General features: G+C 60.1%; 15 protein-coding genes. 9 read left to right on the top strand and 6 right to left on the bottom strand.

Translation table 11 applies throughout. The features are described from left to right. Window positions 1-105 precede the first annotated feature (105 nt). From D8U61_RS15830 to D8U61_RS15810, 5 genes are all read right to left on the bottom strand, one after another. Complete coding sequence (locus tag D8U61_RS15830; RefSeq protein ID WP_125927040.1) at window positions 106-285, bottom strand: hypothetical protein; 180 nt, start codon at window positions 283-285, stop codon at window positions 106-108. Between the two features lie 254 nt (window positions 286-539). Continuing rightward, entirely contained in the window at window positions 540-2,942 is a 2,403-nt protein-coding gene (locus tag D8U61_RS15825) for a TonB-dependent receptor (RefSeq protein ID WP_130927261.1), read from the bottom strand. A 67-nt stretch (window positions 2,943-3,009) separates the two neighbouring features. Further along, complete coding sequence (locus tag D8U61_RS15820) at window positions 3,010-3,960, bottom strand: FecR family protein (RefSeq protein ID WP_130927260.1); 951 nt, start codon at window positions 3,958-3,960, stop codon at window positions 3,010-3,012. Continuing rightward, entirely contained in the window at window positions 3,960-4,469 is a 510-nt protein-coding gene (locus D8U61_RS15815) for a sigma-70 family RNA polymerase sigma factor (protein ID WP_130927259.1), read from the bottom strand. Before D8U61_RS15815 ends, D8U61_RS15820 begins: the two co-directional genes overlap by 1 nt. A gap of 81 nt (window positions 4,470-4,550) precedes the next feature. Beyond that, complete coding sequence (locus D8U61_RS15810; RefSeq protein WP_130927258.1) at window positions 4,551-5,447, bottom strand: helix-turn-helix domain-containing protein; 897 nt, start codon at window positions 5,445-5,447, stop codon at window positions 4,551-4,553. 162 nt (window positions 5,448-5,609) lie between these two features. Between D8U61_RS15810 and D8U61_RS15805 the strand changes: the two genes are divergently transcribed. The 5 genes from D8U61_RS15805 (at window position 5,610) to D8U61_RS15785 (ending at window position 11,990) form a co-directional block, all read left to right on the top strand. Continuing rightward, window positions 5,610-6,968, top strand: coding sequence for a glutamine synthetase family protein (locus tag D8U61_RS15805; protein ID WP_016774729.1), 1,359 nt, complete (start codon window positions 5,610-5,612; stop codon window positions 6,966-6,968). 187 nt (window positions 6,969-7,155) lie between these two features. Continuing rightward, entirely contained in the window at window positions 7,156-8,244 is a 1,089-nt protein-coding gene (locus D8U61_RS15800; protein ID WP_130927257.1) for a polyamine ABC transporter substrate-binding protein, read from the top strand. Then, complete coding sequence (locus tag D8U61_RS15795) at window positions 8,241-9,542, top strand: FAD-binding oxidoreductase (RefSeq protein ID WP_130927256.1); 1,302 nt, start codon at window positions 8,241-8,243, stop codon at window positions 9,540-9,542. The genes D8U61_RS15800 and D8U61_RS15795 overlap by 4 nt, the downstream gene beginning before the upstream one ends. A 223-nt stretch (window positions 9,543-9,765) precedes the next feature. Continuing rightward, on the top strand, window positions 9,766-11,421 hold the full coding sequence (locus D8U61_RS15790; RefSeq protein ID WP_123442487.1) for an MlaD family protein: 1,656 nt from the start codon (window positions 9,766-9,768) through the stop codon (window positions 11,419-11,421). A gap of 17 nt (window positions 11,422-11,438) precedes the next feature. Continuing rightward, window positions 11,439-11,990 carry a PqiC family protein gene (locus D8U61_RS15785; RefSeq protein WP_130927255.1) on the top strand — a complete coding sequence of 184 codons (552 nt, stop codon included), beginning with the start codon at window positions 11,439-11,441 and terminating at the stop codon, window positions 11,988-11,990. Window positions 11,991-11,995: 5 nt separating this feature from the next. On the opposite strand, the gene D8U61_RS15780 is transcribed toward D8U61_RS15785, so the two are convergent. After that, entirely contained in the window at window positions 11,996-12,934 is a 939-nt protein-coding gene (locus D8U61_RS15780) for a tyrosine-type recombinase/integrase (protein ID WP_186569674.1), read from the bottom strand. A 243-nt stretch (window positions 12,935-13,177) separates the two neighbouring features. Here D8U61_RS15780 and D8U61_RS15775 point away from each other — a divergent pair, with 243 nt between their 5' ends. From D8U61_RS15775 to D8U61_RS15760, 4 genes are all read left to right on the top strand, one after another. Then, complete coding sequence (locus D8U61_RS15775) at window positions 13,178-14,557, top strand: UDP-glucose/GDP-mannose dehydrogenase family protein (protein WP_130927254.1); 1,380 nt, start codon at window positions 13,178-13,180, stop codon at window positions 14,555-14,557. Between the two features lie 242 nt (window positions 14,558-14,799). Next, window positions 14,800-15,978, top strand: coding sequence for an MFS transporter (locus D8U61_RS15770; protein WP_130927253.1), 1,179 nt, complete (start codon window positions 14,800-14,802; stop codon window positions 15,976-15,978). Between the two features lie 157 nt (window positions 15,979-16,135). Next, window positions 16,136-16,822, top strand: coding sequence for an HPP family protein (locus tag D8U61_RS15765; RefSeq protein ID WP_016774721.1), 687 nt, complete (start codon window positions 16,136-16,138; stop codon window positions 16,820-16,822). A gap of 142 nt (window positions 16,823-16,964) precedes the next feature. Continuing rightward, window positions 16,965-18,071: an enoyl-CoA hydratase/isomerase family protein gene (locus tag D8U61_RS15760; RefSeq protein WP_122610642.1), complete on the top strand. Its 1,107-nt coding sequence runs from the start codon at window positions 16,965-16,967 to the stop codon at window positions 18,069-18,071. Window positions 18,072-18,073 lie beyond the last annotated feature (2 nt).

The following is an 18,073-nucleotide window of genomic DNA, read 5'->3' as shown; positions in this document are numbered from 1 at the left end:
GCCGCAGATTTCCCCTTTCGAGCATTCAACTGAAAAAAATCCCGCTACTTACCGTAACGGGATTTCTGAGCTGGTTGAAACGCTTTGTCTACACTTCTGGAAAATTTACTCGTCACTCACCGGGTTTATAGGCTCGGTCGTTTGCACATTAATAATCTTCGTAACAACACGCTGATCCGCCGGTTCGTGGATTAAATCCTTTCGGCGTGCCAGTTGCGCGGGTGTTAATTGTTTCAATTGCTCTGGAGTCAGGTTCAAGAGCTGGTCATCGCTGAACGTTGTCATGGCGTTTGCTCCTTGGAGAGAATGTGCTCATTACGCAGCGACTATCCTTTGCGCCTCAGAGCAATTTTAAAACTGTAAGAAATAACAGTTTTTTAGGCCCGTTTGCGTTATTGCTCATAACGAAAAGCCATGTTGAGTTGGGCTGAGTCATTACCTCGGCCGCTATCGCGACCAATTTTTGTTAGCTCAACTAAACGGTCATTTAGTATAGTTAACGTATTTTCGAAGACAATCGACGCACTTATCCTGCTCCATTAGAAGTCTACCGTCGCCGACAGCAGATACGTTCGCGGCGTAGAAAGCGTCAATCCCGGCTCACTATCATCCGAAGCACCCGCCGAGCTCCAATAACGTTTATCCAACACGTTTTCGACATTGGCGCGCAAGGTAATGGTCTTCTCGTCCAGCTTGAAAGCATAGCGTGTGCCGACGTCGAACCGTTCCCAGGAGTCGATTTCCTTGTCGTTCGACTGGTCCAGATATTGCGAACTCGAGTAAATACCACGGCTGGTCAAAGTTAGCCCCGGCACGCTCGGCACGTCCCACTCCGCGCCGAGGTTGACGTTGTATTTCGGTGTCGCCGGTGCGCGGTTGCCGTCGAATGTGCCGTTGGTGGTGTGGGTCAGTTCGCTGTCGATGTACATCACACCGCCGAGCAACCGGAAGCCTTTGAGCGGTTCGCCGAACACGCTCAGTTCTACGCCGTCGTTCTCACGCTTGCCGTTCGGGCCGAAGACTCGTGTGGTCGCATTGGTTTCGTAGGCAGGCTGTTTGATGCGGAACACCGCTGCCGTCAGCGCGTATGAGCCCGCGTCGTATTTGGCGCCGACTTCGACCTGGCGGCTGATGAATGGCGGGAAGATTTCGTCTTCGTTGATAGACGTCGATGGCGCGATCTTGCCTTGGCTCAGACCTTCCATGTAGTTGGCGTACAGCGAAAGTTTGTCCGTCGCCTTGAACAGAATCCCGCCCGATGGCGAGACTTTTTCCTCATCGTAAGCCGTGTCGCCCTTGATTCCGTCGCTCCAGTCATCGACTTTGACTCGCTGCCAGCGCGCCCCCAAAGTCAGCAACAGACGATCGTCGAAGAAGCCGAGCGTGTCGGACAGCGCCACGCCGCTGAAGCGGTTCTCTGTGTAGACCTTGGCGTCATTGCGGGTCGGCGTGCCGGGTCTGGCGATCTCCACCGGGTCGTAGAGATTACTGCGCCCGGCCGCGTAACGGGCGCCGCCGTTTTCGAAGTCCATATAAAAGTAGTTGGCCGCCAGGTTCACTTCATGGCTGACCGGCCCGGTCTGGAACCAGTTACGAACGCCAGCGGTAGCCGTGCGGACGTTCTCGTCGCGAGTGAAGTCGCGCGGCTGAACGCTGAAATCACCGGCGTCGTTGCTCACCGAAACGGCATGGCGCAAGAAGTCGTGATTGCTTTTGCGTGCGCCGACGCCGCCATACAGCATGACCGAATCGCTGACATCGAACTCGCCGTTGACCGTGCCGAAAGTGTCTTTGGTGCGCGCCCGGCTCCAGGGTTGCGCATAGTTATCGCGCACATCATTGGCGTTCGGTACCTTGGCATTGGCCGCGACTTGCACGCGTTCCTGCGGTGCGTCGGTGTCGCGTTCGGTGTGGCCAATATCGGTGGAAAGTCGCAAGCGTTCACCACGGAAATCCAGACCAAGGACCGCCATGTCGCGATCGACACTCTGATGATCCCATTCGGTATCACCGGACTGTTTGACCCCGTTGAAGCGCAGACCGAATTGGTTTTCGTCACCAAAACGCCGTCCGACATCCACCGCGCCGCCCACTTGGTTGTTCGAGGCGTAATTGGCTGTCAGCGAGGTGATCGGCTTGTCGGTCGCCCGCTTCGGCACAACGTTGATCCCCCCTCCTACACTGCCCCGTGGCGAAATCCCGTTGATCAATTGGCTCGGCCCTTTGAGGATGTCGACGCGATCGGCCATTTCCATGTCGATGGTGTAAGTCGGCAACACACCGTAGAGGCCGTTGTAGGCAACATCACTGTTGAACAGGCTGAAACCACGGATGGTGAATTGCTCATAGCGGCCACCGGCCGGGTTGGTTGCACGTACCGAAGGGTCGCTGCCGATCAGGTCGCCGAGCGTGCGCGCCTGTTGGTTTTTCACCGTTTCGCTGGTGTAGGTGGTCATGCTGAACGGGGTTTCCATGAAATCCCTGGAGCCCAACAGCCCTTGCGAACCCCGCCGCGCGACCTGACCGCCGGCGAATACATCGGCATCCGCTGAACCGCTCGCGCCGAGAATCGATGTCGGTGCCAGTTGCAAGGTGCTGCCTTGCGCTGCGGGCACCAGCGTATAAGCCTGATCACCGACCGGTTGCAGCTGCAAACCGGAGCCCAGCAACAGCCGGCTGAACCCCTCCTCCACACCGAACTCGCCGGACAATCCATTACTGTTGCGGCCGCTGACCAGCGCCGGATCCACCGAAAGATTGACTCCAGCGAGACCTGCGAAACGCGTCAGCGCGGCACTCAGGCTACCGGCCGGGACCTGATAACTGCGGCGACTGCCGTCGTCGGCCCAGCTCGATTGAATCAACAAGGGGCTGGCGCTCAGGCTCAGCAAAAGGCTCAACTGCAACAACGGACGCAAACGACCTGGAAATACTGCGGGCATTGGAAGAAGCTCTCGATTTTGTTCACTTGCCTGGAATGACCAGTGAGGCGAAAAAAAGGGACAGGCTTCAGCCAGTTTTTTCTGCGCGCGGTACCAGTGACACCCAAAATCGAGTTCGCGTGTGCACGTCGACGGGCAAACTGGCTGCCAGCAGTGCCAGCACTTGATCGGTATCGTCGAGGCGGAAACTGCCGGTGATGCGCAGCGATTCCAGCGCCGGATCCCAGCGCAGCACGCCCGAGCGGTAGCGACTCAGCTCGCGAAGGAAATCACCCAGCGGCTGGTTTTGCGCCATCAGCACACCGTCGCGCCAACCGGGCATCATCGCATCGAACGCCGTCACCGCCCCCGCGCCCGAAGCTTGCAGGCTGACTTGCTGGCCCTGCTGCAATACCAGCGCCGGGCCGTGCAGCGGCTGCAATTGCACCGAACCGCGCAACACGCAGACCTGGCAATCGCGCGCATTGAGGCGCACCGAGATGTCGCTGTGATTGACGATCATCCGCCCATAAGGCGCGTTGACGATAAAGGCTGAATCGCCCGCCACGTTGAGCGCCATCTCGCCACGAATCATTGTCAGCTGACGTGCAGGCAGATCGACATTCACCGCGCTGTCGGTGTTGAGTTGCAATGAAGAATCCTGGGCCAACTGCACTTTGCGCCGCTCGCCAGTGCTGGTGTGCAAATCGGCGCGCCAGACCTCCAGCGGCAGCTCCCGACTGATCAACCACGCCGCCGGCACCAGCGCCGCCACGCCCAAGGCACGCTTGAGTGCCGCGCGCCGCGCCGGATCCGGCCGATCCAGGGTGGCCATGGCCAGTGTCGGCGGCAAACCTGCGAAACGCTGGCGAAGCTGCTGGATTTTCTGCCAAGCGTTCTCGTGGCGACTGTCACTGGCGCGCCAATGCTGCAATCGGGCGTGATCTTCATCACTGGCAGCGCCTGACTCGAGCAGTGCCAGCCATTGCGCCGCCGCCCGCGCCACTTCCCGCGTTTCCTCGCTGGGGGCAACGCGCATCACAGATCCACCAGCAAGCAATGCTCGTACGCTTGGGCCATGTAACGTTTCACCGTGCGCTCGGAAACCTGCAAGCGTTCGGCAATCTCGCGGTAGCCAAGGCCCTCGAGTTGGCTCCAAAGAAATGCCCGACGCACCGCACGCGGCAAGCCATCGAGCAATTCATCCAGCGCCTGCAAGGTTTCCAGCAGCAACCAGCGCTGTTCCGGCGACGGTGCGCACGCTTCCGGCAAATGCGCCAAGGCGTCGAGGTAGGCTTTTTCCAGATGGCGCCGCGTGTAGAAATTGCTCAGCAGGCGTTTGCCGACGGTGAGCAAATACGCGCGCGGCTCGCGCAACTCGGCCAGTGGCGGCGCGTTGCACAGGACGCGCAGAAAGGTGTCCTGACTGAGGTCCGCCGCATCCCACGCATTGCCCATGCGCCGGCGCAGCCAGGTTTCCAGCCAGCCACGGTGCTCGCGATACAACTGCTGCAGGCTCTGCTCCGACGGTGACGTAGCTTCAATCATCTCAAGAGACCCTGCGCGAAGGTAGATTCAAATGAGACTGATTCTATTTAACTTCTCGAAGGACACAAAGCCTTTTTCTGCTCAGCGCTTGAGCGTTTCGCTCGGCAGCTCCTTGAACAGCGCGCGGTAACTGCTGGAAAACCGCCCCAGATGCCAGAACGACCAACGCATCGCCACTTCGGCAACGGTGGTTTCCGTGGGCCTGCGCTTGAGCAATTCACGGTGCGCACTGTTCAGCCGCCTCAGCCGTAACCAGTGGCTCGGGGTCATCCCGGTGTAGGCCTTGAAAGCCTGTTGCAACTGGCGCAGCGGCACGCCGGCGACGTGAGAAAGTTCGAGCAGATTAACCGTGTCTTCCGGCGAATCAGCCGCCCACTCCCCCACTCTTTTGATGATTTGGCGTTCGTTGTTGCGCCGCTGCAATCCGCTGCGATCAAGGCTGGTGTGAGCGTTGTCGAGGATGAACAGGCAGTCCTCAAGCAACTGTTGAGTCAGGCGATCTTTATCAAGTGGATCAGCAGCTTGCGACAACTTCGTGAGAATCGAGCTTAACCAGCCGCTGAACAAAGCGTTCTGTCCGCAGTTCAGCGGTGCCATGAACAACCCTTCGAGTTTCGCCACTTGCAAACCGTGCACGCGGACGAAGTCCGGACCAAATACCACGGCGATTTCCCGGTAGTTCTCTGGGGTGATCCAGATGTTGCGGCTCTCTTCGTTGAGCAGGTACAGCGCGTTGTCGCTGCGATCAAAGCAGAACGCCAGAGCCCCGGATGGCGCACTGAAATTCTGCTCGACCCGGGTGTTCATCTGTTCTTCGTAAACCTCGACGCCCTGCAGATCGAGATAGCGAATCTGCCCGGCGAAATGTCCCGGCGACATCTGCTGGTAATGCTGGACCCAGCCCGGTGTAGCGCGGATTTGCTCGGCCACGTCGGCGGTGTTGAACGCTTGTACCTGAAGCGGATTGCACGTTGTCATGGGGTGACCTTGCGCACTCTTTTGGTGCACTTTGGTGCTGCTGAAAGTGGATAGATGGAATCGCAAGCCGCGCCCAAGATAGTCGCCAACGCGCCACAGGGGAAGGGGCGGAAGATGAAACCCGCCCTCCCCGGCGTCTACAAAACCAATAACGAGGTCTTTATGAACGCCCCTTTCGATCAGCTGTTCACCTGGCTGAAAGATCACAAGATTACCGAAGTCGAATGCGTGGTCAGCGACCTGACCGGCATCGCCCGCGGCAAGATTGCACCGACCAACAAGTTCCTGCATGAGCGCGGCATGCGCCTGCCGGAGAGCGTGCTGCTGCAAACGGTAACCGGGGATTTTGTCGACGACGACATCTACTACGACCTGCTCGACCCGGCCGACATCGACATGGTGTGCAAACCGGTTTCCGACGCCGTGTACGTCATTCCGTGGGCCATCGAGCCGACCGCCATCGTCATCCACGACACCTTCGACAAGTTTGGCAATCCGATCGAACTGTCGCCGCGCAACGTGCTGAAAAAAGTTCTGCAGCTCTACACCGATAAGGGCTGGAAGCCGATTGTCGCGCCGGAAATGGAGTTCTACCTGACCCAGCGCTGTGAAGATCCGGACCTGCCGCTCAAGGCACCACTGGGTCGTTCGGGCCGTGCGGAAAGCGGGCGCCAGTCGTTCTCGATCGATGCCGCCAACGAATTCGATCCGCTGTTCGAAGACGTCTACGACTGGTGCGAACTGCAAGGCCTGGATCTCGACACGCTGATCCACGAAGACGGCCCGGCGCAGATGGAAATCAACTTCCGTCATGGCGATGCGCTGGATCTGGCCGACCAGATCACCGTGTTCAAGCGCACCCTGCGCGAAGCGGCGCTCAAGCACAACGTCACCGCGACGTTCATGGCCAAGCCGATCGGCGACGAGCCTGGCAGCGCCATGCATCTGCACCAGAGCGTGGTCGAGATCGCGACGGGTCAGCCGATTTTCGCCGATGCCGAGGGCAACATGAGCGAGCTGTTCCGTCATCACATCGGTGGCTTGCAGAAATACATCCCGAAAGTCCTGCCGATGTTCGCGCCGAACGTCAATTCGTTCCGCCGCTTCCTGCCGGACACCTCGGCGCCGGTCAACGTCGAATGGGGCGAAGAGAACCGCACGGTCGGCCTGCGAGTGCCGACATCGGGGCCGGAATCGATGCGCGTGGAGAACCGCTTGCCCGGCGCCGACGCCAACCCGTATCTGGCGATTGCCGCAAGCCTGCTGTGCGGCTACATCGGCATGGTCGAGAAGATCGAGCCGAGCGCGGCGGTCGAAGGCCGGGCCTACGAACGGCGCAATCTGCGCCTGCCCATCACCATCGAAGAAGCCCTGACGCAGATGGAAGAGTGCCCGAAGGTGGCCGAGTACCTGGGCAGTAAATTCGTCCGCGGCTACGTCGCGGTCAAACGCGCCGAGCATGAAAACTTCAAGCGCGTGATCAGCTCGTGGGAGCGTGAGTTCCTGCTGCTGAGCGTCTGACAGCGCCCCCGTCCCTGCGGGAGCGAGCCTGCTCGCGAAGACGGCCGCACAGTTGATCGTTCCCATGCTCCCGCGTGGGACCGCATCCCGGGACGCTCTGCGTCCCATCCAAAGCCGAACGCGGAGCGTCCGTTGCGGCATTCCCACGCAGAGCGTGGGAACGATCATTACAAGAAGAGGTGTCGATATGCGTTTATTGAAATCCGTACTCCCGGTCGCGCTGAGCGTGCTGTTCAGTGCCGTAGCCCACGCCGAGCCCCAGGTCAGTGTCTACAATTGGACCGACTACATCGGTGAAACCACCCTCGCCGACTTCCAGAGCAAGACCGGGATCAAGGTGATCTACGACGTCTTCGACTCCAACGAAACCCTTGAAGGCAAACTCCTCGCCGGTCGCACCGGATACGACGTGGTGGTGCCGTCCAACCATTTCCTCGCCCGTCAGGTAAAGGCCGGCGCGTTTATGAAGCTCGACCGTTCACAGTTACCAAACTGGAAGAACCTGGACCCGAAACTGCTTGAATTGCTAGAGAAAAATGATCCAGGCAATGAGCACTCGGTTCCCTATTTATGGGGCACCAACGGCATCGGTTATAACGTCGATAAGGTCAAGCAAGTGCTCGGCATCGACCACATCGATTCCTGGGCCGTGCTGTTCGAACCCGAGAATCTGAAGAAGCTCAGCCAGTGCGGCGTGTCGATGATGGATTCCGCCGACGAAGTCTTCCCGGCCATCCTCAACTACATGGGCATGGACCCGCGCAGTGAAAACCCTGAAGACTACAAAAAGGCCGAAGCCAAGCTCCTGAGCATCCGCCCGTACATCACCTATTTCCATTCTTCCAAGTACGTGTCGGACCTGGCCAATGGTGACATCTGCGTCGCGTTCGGTTACTCCGGCGATGTGTTCCAGGCAGCCAACCGCGCCAAGGAAGCCAAGAACGGTGTGAATATCGCTTACGCCATCCCCAAGGAAGGCGCCAACCTGTGGTTCGATCTGCTGGCGATCCCAGCCGATGCGAGCAACGCCAAAGAGGCGCACGCCTTCATCAATTACCTGCTCGATCCGCAGGTGATCGCCAAGGTCAGCGCCACCGTCGGCTACGCCAATCCGAACCCGGCGGCCAAGCCGTTCATGGATGAGGAACTGGTCAACAACCCTGAGGTTTATCCGCCGCAGTCGGTGCTCGACAAACTCTACATTTCCTCGACCCCGCCCCAGGCGATCATGCGTCTGATGACCCGGTCGTGGAGCAAAGTGAAGTCGAACAAATGAATCAGCACAGCGCACAACACACCGGCTCTTATTACGCCGCTTCTGCGCGGGCGAGCACGCCCTACCCTGCCCTGGATGGTGATTTGCTTGCCGACGTCTGCGTAATCGGTGGCGGCTTCACTGGCGTCAATACCGCGATTGAGCTGGCGCAGCGCGGTTTGTCGGTGGTGTTGCTCGAGGCGCGACGTATCGGCTGGGGCGCCAGCGGGCGCAACGGTGGTCAGCTGATTCGCGGTATCGGCCATGAAGTCGAGGGTTTCGCCCGTTACGTCGGCCAGGACGGCGTGCGCTATCTGCAGCGCGCCGGCATCGATTCGGTGGAGCTGGTGCGCCAGCGCATCACTGAAAACGCCATCGACTGTGATCTGCGCTGGGGCTTTTGCGAACTGGCCAACACCGCCGCGCAATTCGCCGCGTTCAAGCAGGAACAGGACAGCCTCGCCGAACTCGACTATGCCCACGCAACGAGGCTGGTCGGGACGGAGCAGATCCGGCAGCAAGTGGTCGACGCCGGTGTGTACGCCGGCGGATTGATCGACATGGGTTCGGGGCACTTGCATCCGCTTGATCTGGTCCAGGGCGAAGCGCGTCTCGCGGCATCGCTGGGCGTGCGTATCTTTGAGCAGAGTCCGGTGCTGGAAATCCTCCATGGCCCGACTGTCGAGGTCCGTTGCGCCACGGGTTCAGTGCGCGCCGGCAGCCTGTTGCTCGGCTGCAACGCGCATCTGGATGACCTCGAGCCGAAACTCAGCGGCAAGGTGCTGCCCGCCGGCAGTTACATCATCGCCACCGAGCCGCTGGACGAAAGCCGCGCCACGCAGTTGATTCCGCAGAACCTGGCGTTGTGCGATCAAAAAGTCGGGCTGGACTATTACCGACTCTCGGCTGATCGACGGTTGCTGTTTGGCGGCGCTTGTCATTATTCCGGGCGCGATCCGGCGGACATCGCCGCCTATATGCGCCCGAAAATGCTCAAGGTGTTCCCGCAACTGGCCGATGTGCGAATCGACTACCAATGGGGCGGCAAGATCGGCATTACCGCCAACCGTTTTCCTCAGGTTGGCCGGCTCAAGCAGCACCCGAACGTGTTTTACGCGCAGGGTTATTCCGGTCATGGCCTCAACGTCACGCACTGGTGCGCGAAGTTGTTGGGCGAAGCCATTCATGCCGGGCACAGCCAAGGCATGGACGTGTTCAGCGGCGTGCCGCACATGACCTTCCCCGGTGGCCCGGCCTTGCGTTCGCCGCTGCTGGCGCTGGGCATGTTCTGGTATCGCCTGCGCGAAATGCTCGGTTAACAGGCGCTTACACTGATCGTTCCCACGCTCTGCGTGGGAACGCAGCCCGGGACGCTCCGCGTTCCCAACTCGATTAAAAGATCGCAGCGTTCGGCAGCTCCTTGCACCGCAATCGCGTCCCACGCCAGCTATACACATTTGCTCTATCGCCAAGCACTTCTATATTGATGAAGTGCTTTTGCGTTCCCGACGCTCAGGGCCCGATTAATTGAGGAGGACATGGATGAAGTCGTCAGCCAGCGATGAGCCGCGAGCACCCGGTCAGGCGCCGATCAAAACCCGCCGTTTCGCGATTTCACTGGTATGGATCGTGCCGATTGTGGCGGTGCTGGTCGGGATTTCGCTGGTGATTCACAACATCCTTCAGGAAGGCCCGGTCATCACCGTTACCTTCAAGACCGGCGATGGCCTGACCGCGAACAAGACCGAAGTCCGGTACCGCAACGTAGTCATCGGCCATGTCTCCGACGTCGAACTGGCCAACGACCATAGACACGTCAACGCCACGATCAAACTCGCCAAGCAAGCCGAAGCCTTCACCCGCGAGGACTCGCAATTCTGGGTCGTGCGTCCGCGCATTGGCGCCGGCGGCGTCTCGGGCATCGATACGCTGCTGTCGGGCGATTACATCGGCGCCGACATTGGTCAGGCCAATACCCGCTCAAAAAACTTCAAAGGTCTGGAGAACCCGCCGCCGATCACCTACGGCGAACCGGGCAAACGCTTTACGCTGCACACCGCAGACCTTGGCTCGCTGGACATCGGCTCCCCCGTTTATTACCGCAAGATTCCGGTTGGCCAGGTTGTGTCCTACGCGCTGGACCCGGACGGCAAAGGCGTCAACATCGAAGTGTTCGTGCATTCGCCCAACGATGCCTACGTCACCGAAAACACCCGCTTCTGGAACGCCAGTGGCATCGACATCAATGTCGGCGCCAACGGCTTTGCGGTGAAAACCGAATCGCTGTCGACCCTGCTGGTGGGCGGCATCGCTTTCCGCGCCCCGGACTACAGCCCCGACGATAAGCCGGCCAGCGACGACAAGAGTTTCGAGCTGTTTGCCAACCAGACCGCCGCCCTCGCCCCGCCCGACGGCAAGGCGCAATACCTGGCGCTGCGGTTTGATCAGGCCTTGCGCGGACTCAAGGTGGATGCGCCTGTCGAGTTTCTCGGTATTGAAATCGGCCGGGTGGTGGCGGTCAATCTCGACTTCGACGAGGTCAAGCGCACCTTTCCGGTGAATGTCGGCATTGTCATTTATCCGCAGCGACTCGGCCGTGCCCACGCGAAGATTCTCAAGACCTACCATGGCGACGAAAACGACGAAGCCACCGGCGCGCGCCTGATCGGCACGTTCATTGAAAATGGCCTGCGCGCCCAGGCCCGCAATGGCAACCTGCTAACCGGACAGTTGTATATCTCGCTGGATTTCTACCCCAAAGCGCCGAAAGTCGCGTTCGACCCCAAGGCAAGGCCGGTCACCATTCCGACCGTTCCCGGCAGCCTCGAACAGTTGCAGGAAAAACTCGAGGCGATGGTCAACAAGATCAACGCATTGCCGGTTGAACGCATCGCCAGCAACCTCGACGGCAATCTGGTCGAGCTGCGCAAGGGCCTGAAGCAGTTCAACGCCAGGACTCTGCCGGGTGTACAGAGCACCCTCGCCGATGTCAGCAAGACGTTGCAGTCGGCCAATTCGACCCTCGCCGAGGACTCACCGCAACGTGAGCAACTCACCGAGACCCTAGACGAACTCGGGCGCATGTCGCGCTCGTTGCGAGAGCTGTCGGATTACCTCGGTCGCCACCCTGAGTCGCTGATTCGCGGGCGTCCCGACAACGCCGCGCCGCTGGACCTCAAAGGACCGCCACGCAATTGAGCACAGGAGCTGCATCCATGGCTTTACCGTTGAAGATCACCGTGCTCGCTGCCTTCGTGCTGCTGACTGCGTGCCGTAGCGACCCGATCAGCTTTCACACACTGACCCCGGCGCAACCGGGTGCCAGCCGCAACGGTGCCGACATCGCCATTGAAAGCATCAGCGTGCCGCCACAGGTCGATCGCGCGCAGATTGTGATTCGCCAGGGCAATAGTGGCGTGGCGATTCTGGAAACCGATTGGTGGAGCGCCACTCTTGCTGATGAGTTGCGCGGCGCGCTGGTCGATCAATTAAGCAGCGGTGTCGGCCAGCAGCGCGCCTCGGTGCGTATCGACGTGCAGCGCTTCGATTCGATTCCCGGCCAGTACGCCTTGATCGACGTGAAATGGCGAATGCGCCCGCTGGGTGCTGAAGACGCGGCGCTACTGACCTGTCGCTCGGTGTTGCAGACGCCTTCAGGGCCAAGCATCGAAGAGCTGGTGACTGCGCAACAGAACAACGTCAAACGGCTTGCTGCACAAATCACTCAGGCTGCGACGGCCGCGCGCAATTGCCCTTCATCGGGCTAAACGCGTCACAAATCGAAGCGATCCACCGCCCGCCGCCGCTCGTTGTCATCGCGCACATCGTAGTTGGCGGTCGTCTGGATATTGCTGTGATGCGCCAGTTTCTGCGCGATCGACAGGTCGTGCTCTTCGATCACCCGGGTGATGAACGAACGCCGAAAATCGTGGGGCATGATTTTCACCCCGACCTGCGTACCGCGCTGGCGGGCGATGTAGTAAATCGCGTGTTTGGTGATGCGCTCGCGGGTGATGTGGCTGCCCCGGCGTATGCGATTGAACAGGAATGCATCGTCGCTCTCGCCTTCCTTGAGCTGTGAACGACGCAGTTCCAGCCAGGCGTCGAGCTTGGCAAAGGCCCAGGCCGGCGCGTACTTGATCAGCTGTTTGTTGCCCTTGCCGGTAACGGTCAGGCTGCGTTCGTTGAAGTCGACCTGACTCAGATCCAGATCCACCGATTCCGACTTGCGCATGCCGGTGCCGTACAGCAACGCTATCACCGCCGCATCACGCAAGCCCTGCGGGCGCGGGTCGGCAGCGCAGACTTCCATCAGTTCGTGAATCAGCGTGCGCTTGAGGTTGCGCCCCTGGGACAGCCGTGTGCCGGCTATGCCCTTGACCGAACGCATCTTCAACAGGTGATCCTGGCTGATCAGGCTCATGCGCCACGCCTCGTTCATCACCCCGCGCACGGCGTTGACGTACAGCGAAGAGGTGTTCGGTGCATAACCGTCGGCACGCAAAGCGGCGACCAGCGCCACCACGTCTTCCGGTTGCAGGCCGTGCCAAGGGATTTCTTCGATATCGACGTCCTCGAAACCGAGGCGGTCAGCGGCATCTTGCAGCACATAGCGCATGGTCAACTGGCTGGAAGGTGCCAGTCGTGCCAGGTAAACGGTCAGCGGATTGCTGGTGGACGGTGCAGGTTGGGTACTCGACAAATCACTCAAACGAAACGGCCTTGAAATAAAAAACGATTCAACAAAAACAATAAATGCATGAAATGAAACGCAAAAAAACGGCGTGACTCAATGACAGGGGTTGCCGCGAAAGGCCGACAACCTGCCGTTCGAGGCCGTAAAAGTCAATCGGGCATTCCCCGAACGGTCTGTTTGCGGCTTTATCTGCACGGTAGGCGAACTGAAACATCGCGCTCTTATGTTCAATGCAGGGACTGCGAACAGGAGTGCGGCATGAAGATCACGGTGTTTGGCAGTGGTTACGTCGGTCTGGTGCAAGCGGCGGTGCTGGCCGAGGTCGGTCACGACGTGGTGTGCATGGATGTCGACGCGCAGAAGATCGAGCAGTTACGCCAGGGCCACGTCAGTATTTTCGAGCCGGGGCTGGCTAGCCTGGTGCGTGAGGGCCTGGATTCGCAGCGCCTGCAATTCACCACTGATGAGCGGTTTGCGGTGTTGCATGGGCGGGTTGCGTTCATCGCGGTGGGCACGCCGTCACGCGAGGACGGCTCGGCGGACCTGCGCTACGTGTTGTCGGTCGGCGACGCGATTGCCCGGCATCGCCAGCAGCCGTTGATCGTGGTGGAAAAATCCACGGTGCCGGTGGGCACGGGTGACGCTTTGAGCAGCCACATCGAAAAGGCCCTGATCAAGATTGGCCGCCTGCTGCAGTTTGATATCGTCTCCAACCCGGAATTTCTCAAGGAAGGTTCAGCGGTTGCTGATTGCCGGCGGCCGGATCGTATCGTCATCGGTTGCGAAGGCGCGGAAGTGCGCGATGTGATGCGCGATCTGTACGCGCCATTCAACCGCAACCATGACCGCATCCTGTTCATGGACCTGCGCAGCGCCGAGCTGACCAAATACGCCGCCAACTGCATGCTGGCGACCAAGATCAGTTTCATCAACCAGATCGCCGAACTCGCCGAGCACCTCGGCGCGGACATCGAATCAGTGCGCCAGGGCATCGGTGCCGATACGCGGATTGGCTATCACTTTATCTATCCGGGTTGCGGCTACGGCGGTTCGTGTTTTCCCAAAGACATGCGCGCCTTGATTCACAGTGCCGAACAGGCGCATTGCTCCAGTGATCTGCTGCAAGCGGTTGAGGCGGTCAACCAGCGGCAGAAGCACAAGCTGTTTGAACGCATCAACGCGTTCTACCGGGGCGATTTGCGCGGCAGGACCTTTGCCCTGTGGGGCCTGGCGTTCAAACCCAACACCGACGACATGCGCGACGCACCGAGCCGGGTTCTGCTCGAAGATTTATGGGCTGCCGGGGCCAGCGTGCGCGCGTTTGATCCGGAAGCCATGGTGGAAACCCAGAATCTCTATCCAAACGAATCAAAACTGATGCTGATGGGCACGCCGGAATCGGTACTGGCCGGCGCCGATGCGCTGATCATCTGCACCGAATGGCAACAGTTCAAAGCCCCGGATTTCGAGCTGATCAAACAGCGCCTCAACAGCCCGGTCATCTTCGACGGCCGCAACCTGTACGACGCCGGACGCCTGGCGCGCAATGGTTTCCAGTATTTCCCGATAGGGCGCGGTGAATCGTGCAAGTTGCCGATCACCTTGCGGCAGAGGCCGGCGGAGTCGGATGTGGCTTGAACCGGCCCTGTGGGAGTCATTGCAAATTGTGAGCTACACAGACCCTGTGGGAGCGAGCCTGCTCGCGAATACGGTATGTCAGCGACATTAGAGGTGACTGATCCGCCGCCTTCGCGAGCAGGCTCGCTCCCACAGGGAAATCATGTGCTCCGAGGGACGCTGGTGTATCAGCTTGACCGGTGGCGGCTGCCCAGAGAGGATGGCGTTCGCCCAGGCTTCCCGAATAAGGACATTCCCCTTCCGTGGCCATGTATTCGCCGTTCATTCGCCGGTTGATGATCAGCTCGCTGACCGTGGTCATCAGCCGCGCCCTGGTCAGCCCGTTGCTGACACTGTTCCTGAGCAACAAGCTTGGCCTCAATCCGCAGGATGTCGGCTTGCTGCTCGGCATCGCCGTGTTCAGCGCCACGCTGCTGTCGCTGTACGGCGGCTACATCATCGACAAGCTGGACAAGCGCCAGTTGCTGATTGTGGCCATGCTCTCCAGCGGTATCGGCCTGATCCTGCTGACCTTCGCGCAGAACCTGTATCTGGTCACCCTGGTGCTGATCATCAGCGAAACCGCGTCGGCGCTGTTCCTGATCGGCTCCAAGGCGATCCTCAGTGAAAACCTGCCGGTGGGCCAGCGGGTCAAGGCGTTTTCCCTCAATTACACGCTGACCAATATCGGCTACGCCGTCGGACCGATGATTGGCGTGGTGATTGCCGGGGTGCAGCCGTCCGCGCCGTTCATCGTTGCCGGTGCGATCGCCATTGGCAGTATTTTTCTGCTGCTCGGCGCAGTCCGCGATGTCCGTCCGATAACAGCCGCCAGCGCGCCGCAGAGTTTTCTCAACACGCTGATGATCCTGAAAAACGACAGAACGATGGTGCTGTTCACCCTTGGCTGCCTGCTCAGCACGTTGGTGCACGGACGCTTCACCCTGTACCTGTCGCAATACCTGCTGGTCACCCACACCCAGCAACAGACCCTGGACACCATGGCCGCCCTGCTCGCCTGCAACGCAATCACAGTAATCCTGCTGCAATACCAGGTCGGTCGCTGGCTCAGCCGCGAACACCTGCGTCACTGGATTGCTGGCGGCACTGCGCTGTTCATCGTCGGGTTGATTGGCTTCAGTGTGGCGGACAGCCTGCTCGGCTGGTGCGTGGCGATGTTCATCTTCACCTTGGGCGAAATGATCATTTACCCGGCAGACTTCCTCTTCGTGGATACCCTCGCCCCGGAGGCACTGCGCGGCAGCTACTACGGCGCGCAGAACCTGGCGGCACTCGGCGGTGGGGCGAGCCCGGTGCTGTGCGGGTTTCTGCTGATGCATACACCGGCGCCGAGCATGTTCTACGCCCTGAGCGGCTTGGCGGCGCTGGGCGGTTATCTATGCTTCGTCAGCGCGCGGCGCACCCGTTCAATGCAAAAATAGTGCACTAAAACTGCATTTATATGAATTTGTCAGCATCGAGTTTGATCGGCAAACTACGCGCGTTCCTCCCCCAATGTTGGAACGCTTCGAGGGCTTTCCGGATATGCCGGACAAGTCCTTTTTTTTGCCCCGGATTTTTGTAAAGGATCAGTTCTACATGCTTGCTCGCTGGTTGCCCGCTGCCATCAACACCCGCCCCACTGAATGGAGCCGTGCCGCGATCGGCATGGCCTTGGGCACGCTGTTCAGCGTGTGGATGTGCGCGCAGGTGTTCGGCCATGACGTAGCCTTTCACCTGGTCGGCCCGCTCGGCGCTTCGGCGGTGCTGCTGTTCGCCGTGTCCTCCGGCGCCCTCGCCCAGCCATGGTCGATTCTCGGCGGCTACCTGTGTGCTGGCGTGGTCGCCTTGCTGGTGGCCCATGTGCTTGGCCGCACGCTGGGCAGCGCCTGCCTCGCCGCCGGCATGGCGGTGATTCTGATGTGCTGGCTGCGTTGCCTGCACCCGCCGGCCGGCGCATTGGCGTTGACCCTGGTGCTCGCCGACCCTGCAACCATCGCCATGGACTGGAAAGCCATGGAGCCGGTCATGCTAGGCGCCCTGTGCATGCTCATCAGCGCGCTGGCCTATAACAACCTGACCCGCATCCGCTATCCGAAACGCGCTGCCGACCCGGCACCGCCAGTGGTCCCGGTCGACCGCCAGGCGATTACCGCCGAAGACTTGAAACTGGCGCTGGCCGACATGGAAGCCTTCATCGACGTCACCCCCGAAGACCTCGAACGCCTGATCCACGCCAGCGAACTGCACGCCAAGCGCCGCAGCATCAGCGAAACCTTCCGATAACCACGCAATTTCGAGGCATGTAAAAACGCAGATTCCCCCTGCACATATCCCCGTTGTACACGACAAATTTGCACTGTTACGATCCGCTAACGCCCGCGCGCGGGCTTTTCGAATAAAGACAATAAAAAGCAGGGAGTTACAGATGACAGCTCAGGCTTCATCCCGGCGGACCCCGTCCATGGATGCCATACCAAACGACGTGCTGGCCGAGGTGCGCAATCATATCGGCCACCTGACCCTCAACCGCCCTGCGGGCCTCAATGCAATCACCCTGGACATGGTGCGTCTGCTGCAACAGCAGCTCGATGCCTGGGCGTCTGACGCCGATGTGCACGCCGTGGTATTGCGCGGTGCCGGCGAAAAGGCTTTCTGCGCCGGCGGTGATATTCGTTCGCTGTACGACAGCTACAAGAGCGGCGACACGCTGCACGAAGATTTCTTTGTCGAGGAATACGCCCTCGACCTGACGATTCATCACTACCGCAAACCGGTGCTGGCCCTGATGGACGGTTTCGTCCTCGGCGGTGGCATGGGCCTGGTACAAGGCGCCGATCTGCGCGTGGTCACCGATAAGAGCCGACTGGCGATGCCGGAAGTGGCCATCGGTTATTTCCCCGACGTCGGCGGCAGTTATTTCCTGCCACGCATTCCCGGTGAACTGGGGATTTATCTGGGCGTCAGCGGCGTGCAGATTCGCGCTGCCGATGCGCTGTACTGCGGCCTCGCCGACTGGTATCTGGACAGCAGCAAACTGGCCCTGCTCGACGAGAAACTCGATCAGATGGAGTGGCAGGACACGCCGCTGAAGTCGCTGCAGAACCTGCTGGCCAAGCACGCCGTACAAACCCTGCCGGATGCCCCACTTGAGGCGCTGCGCCCGGCCATCGACCACTTCTTCGCCCTGCCCGACGTGCCGAGCATGATCGAGCAATTGCGCGCCGTCACCGTCGCCGACAGCCACGAATGGGCGGTCACCACGGCGGATCTGCTGGAAACCCGCTCGCCGCTGGCCATGGCCGTAACCCTGGAAATGCTCCGTCGCGGCAGGCACCTGAGTCTGGAGAATTGCTTTGCGCTGGAGCTGCATCTGGACCGCCAGTGGTTTGCCCGTGGCGACCTGATCGAAGGCGTGCGCGCCCTGTTGATCGACAAGGACAAGTCACCGCGCTGGAACCCGCCAACCGTCGCTGAGCTGGACGCTGCGCAGGTTGCGAGCTTCTTCCATGGTTTTGATGAGAGCGGGAGCTGAGT

It is taken from the genome of Pseudomonas sp. Sample_14 (genome assembly GCF_004307515.1).
GTDB lineage: Bacteria > Pseudomonadota > Gammaproteobacteria > Pseudomonadales > Pseudomonadaceae > Aquipseudomonas > Aquipseudomonas atacamensis.
Note: the sequence above shows the minus strand (reverse complement) of the source record. Positions and strands in the feature narration are given on the sequence as shown.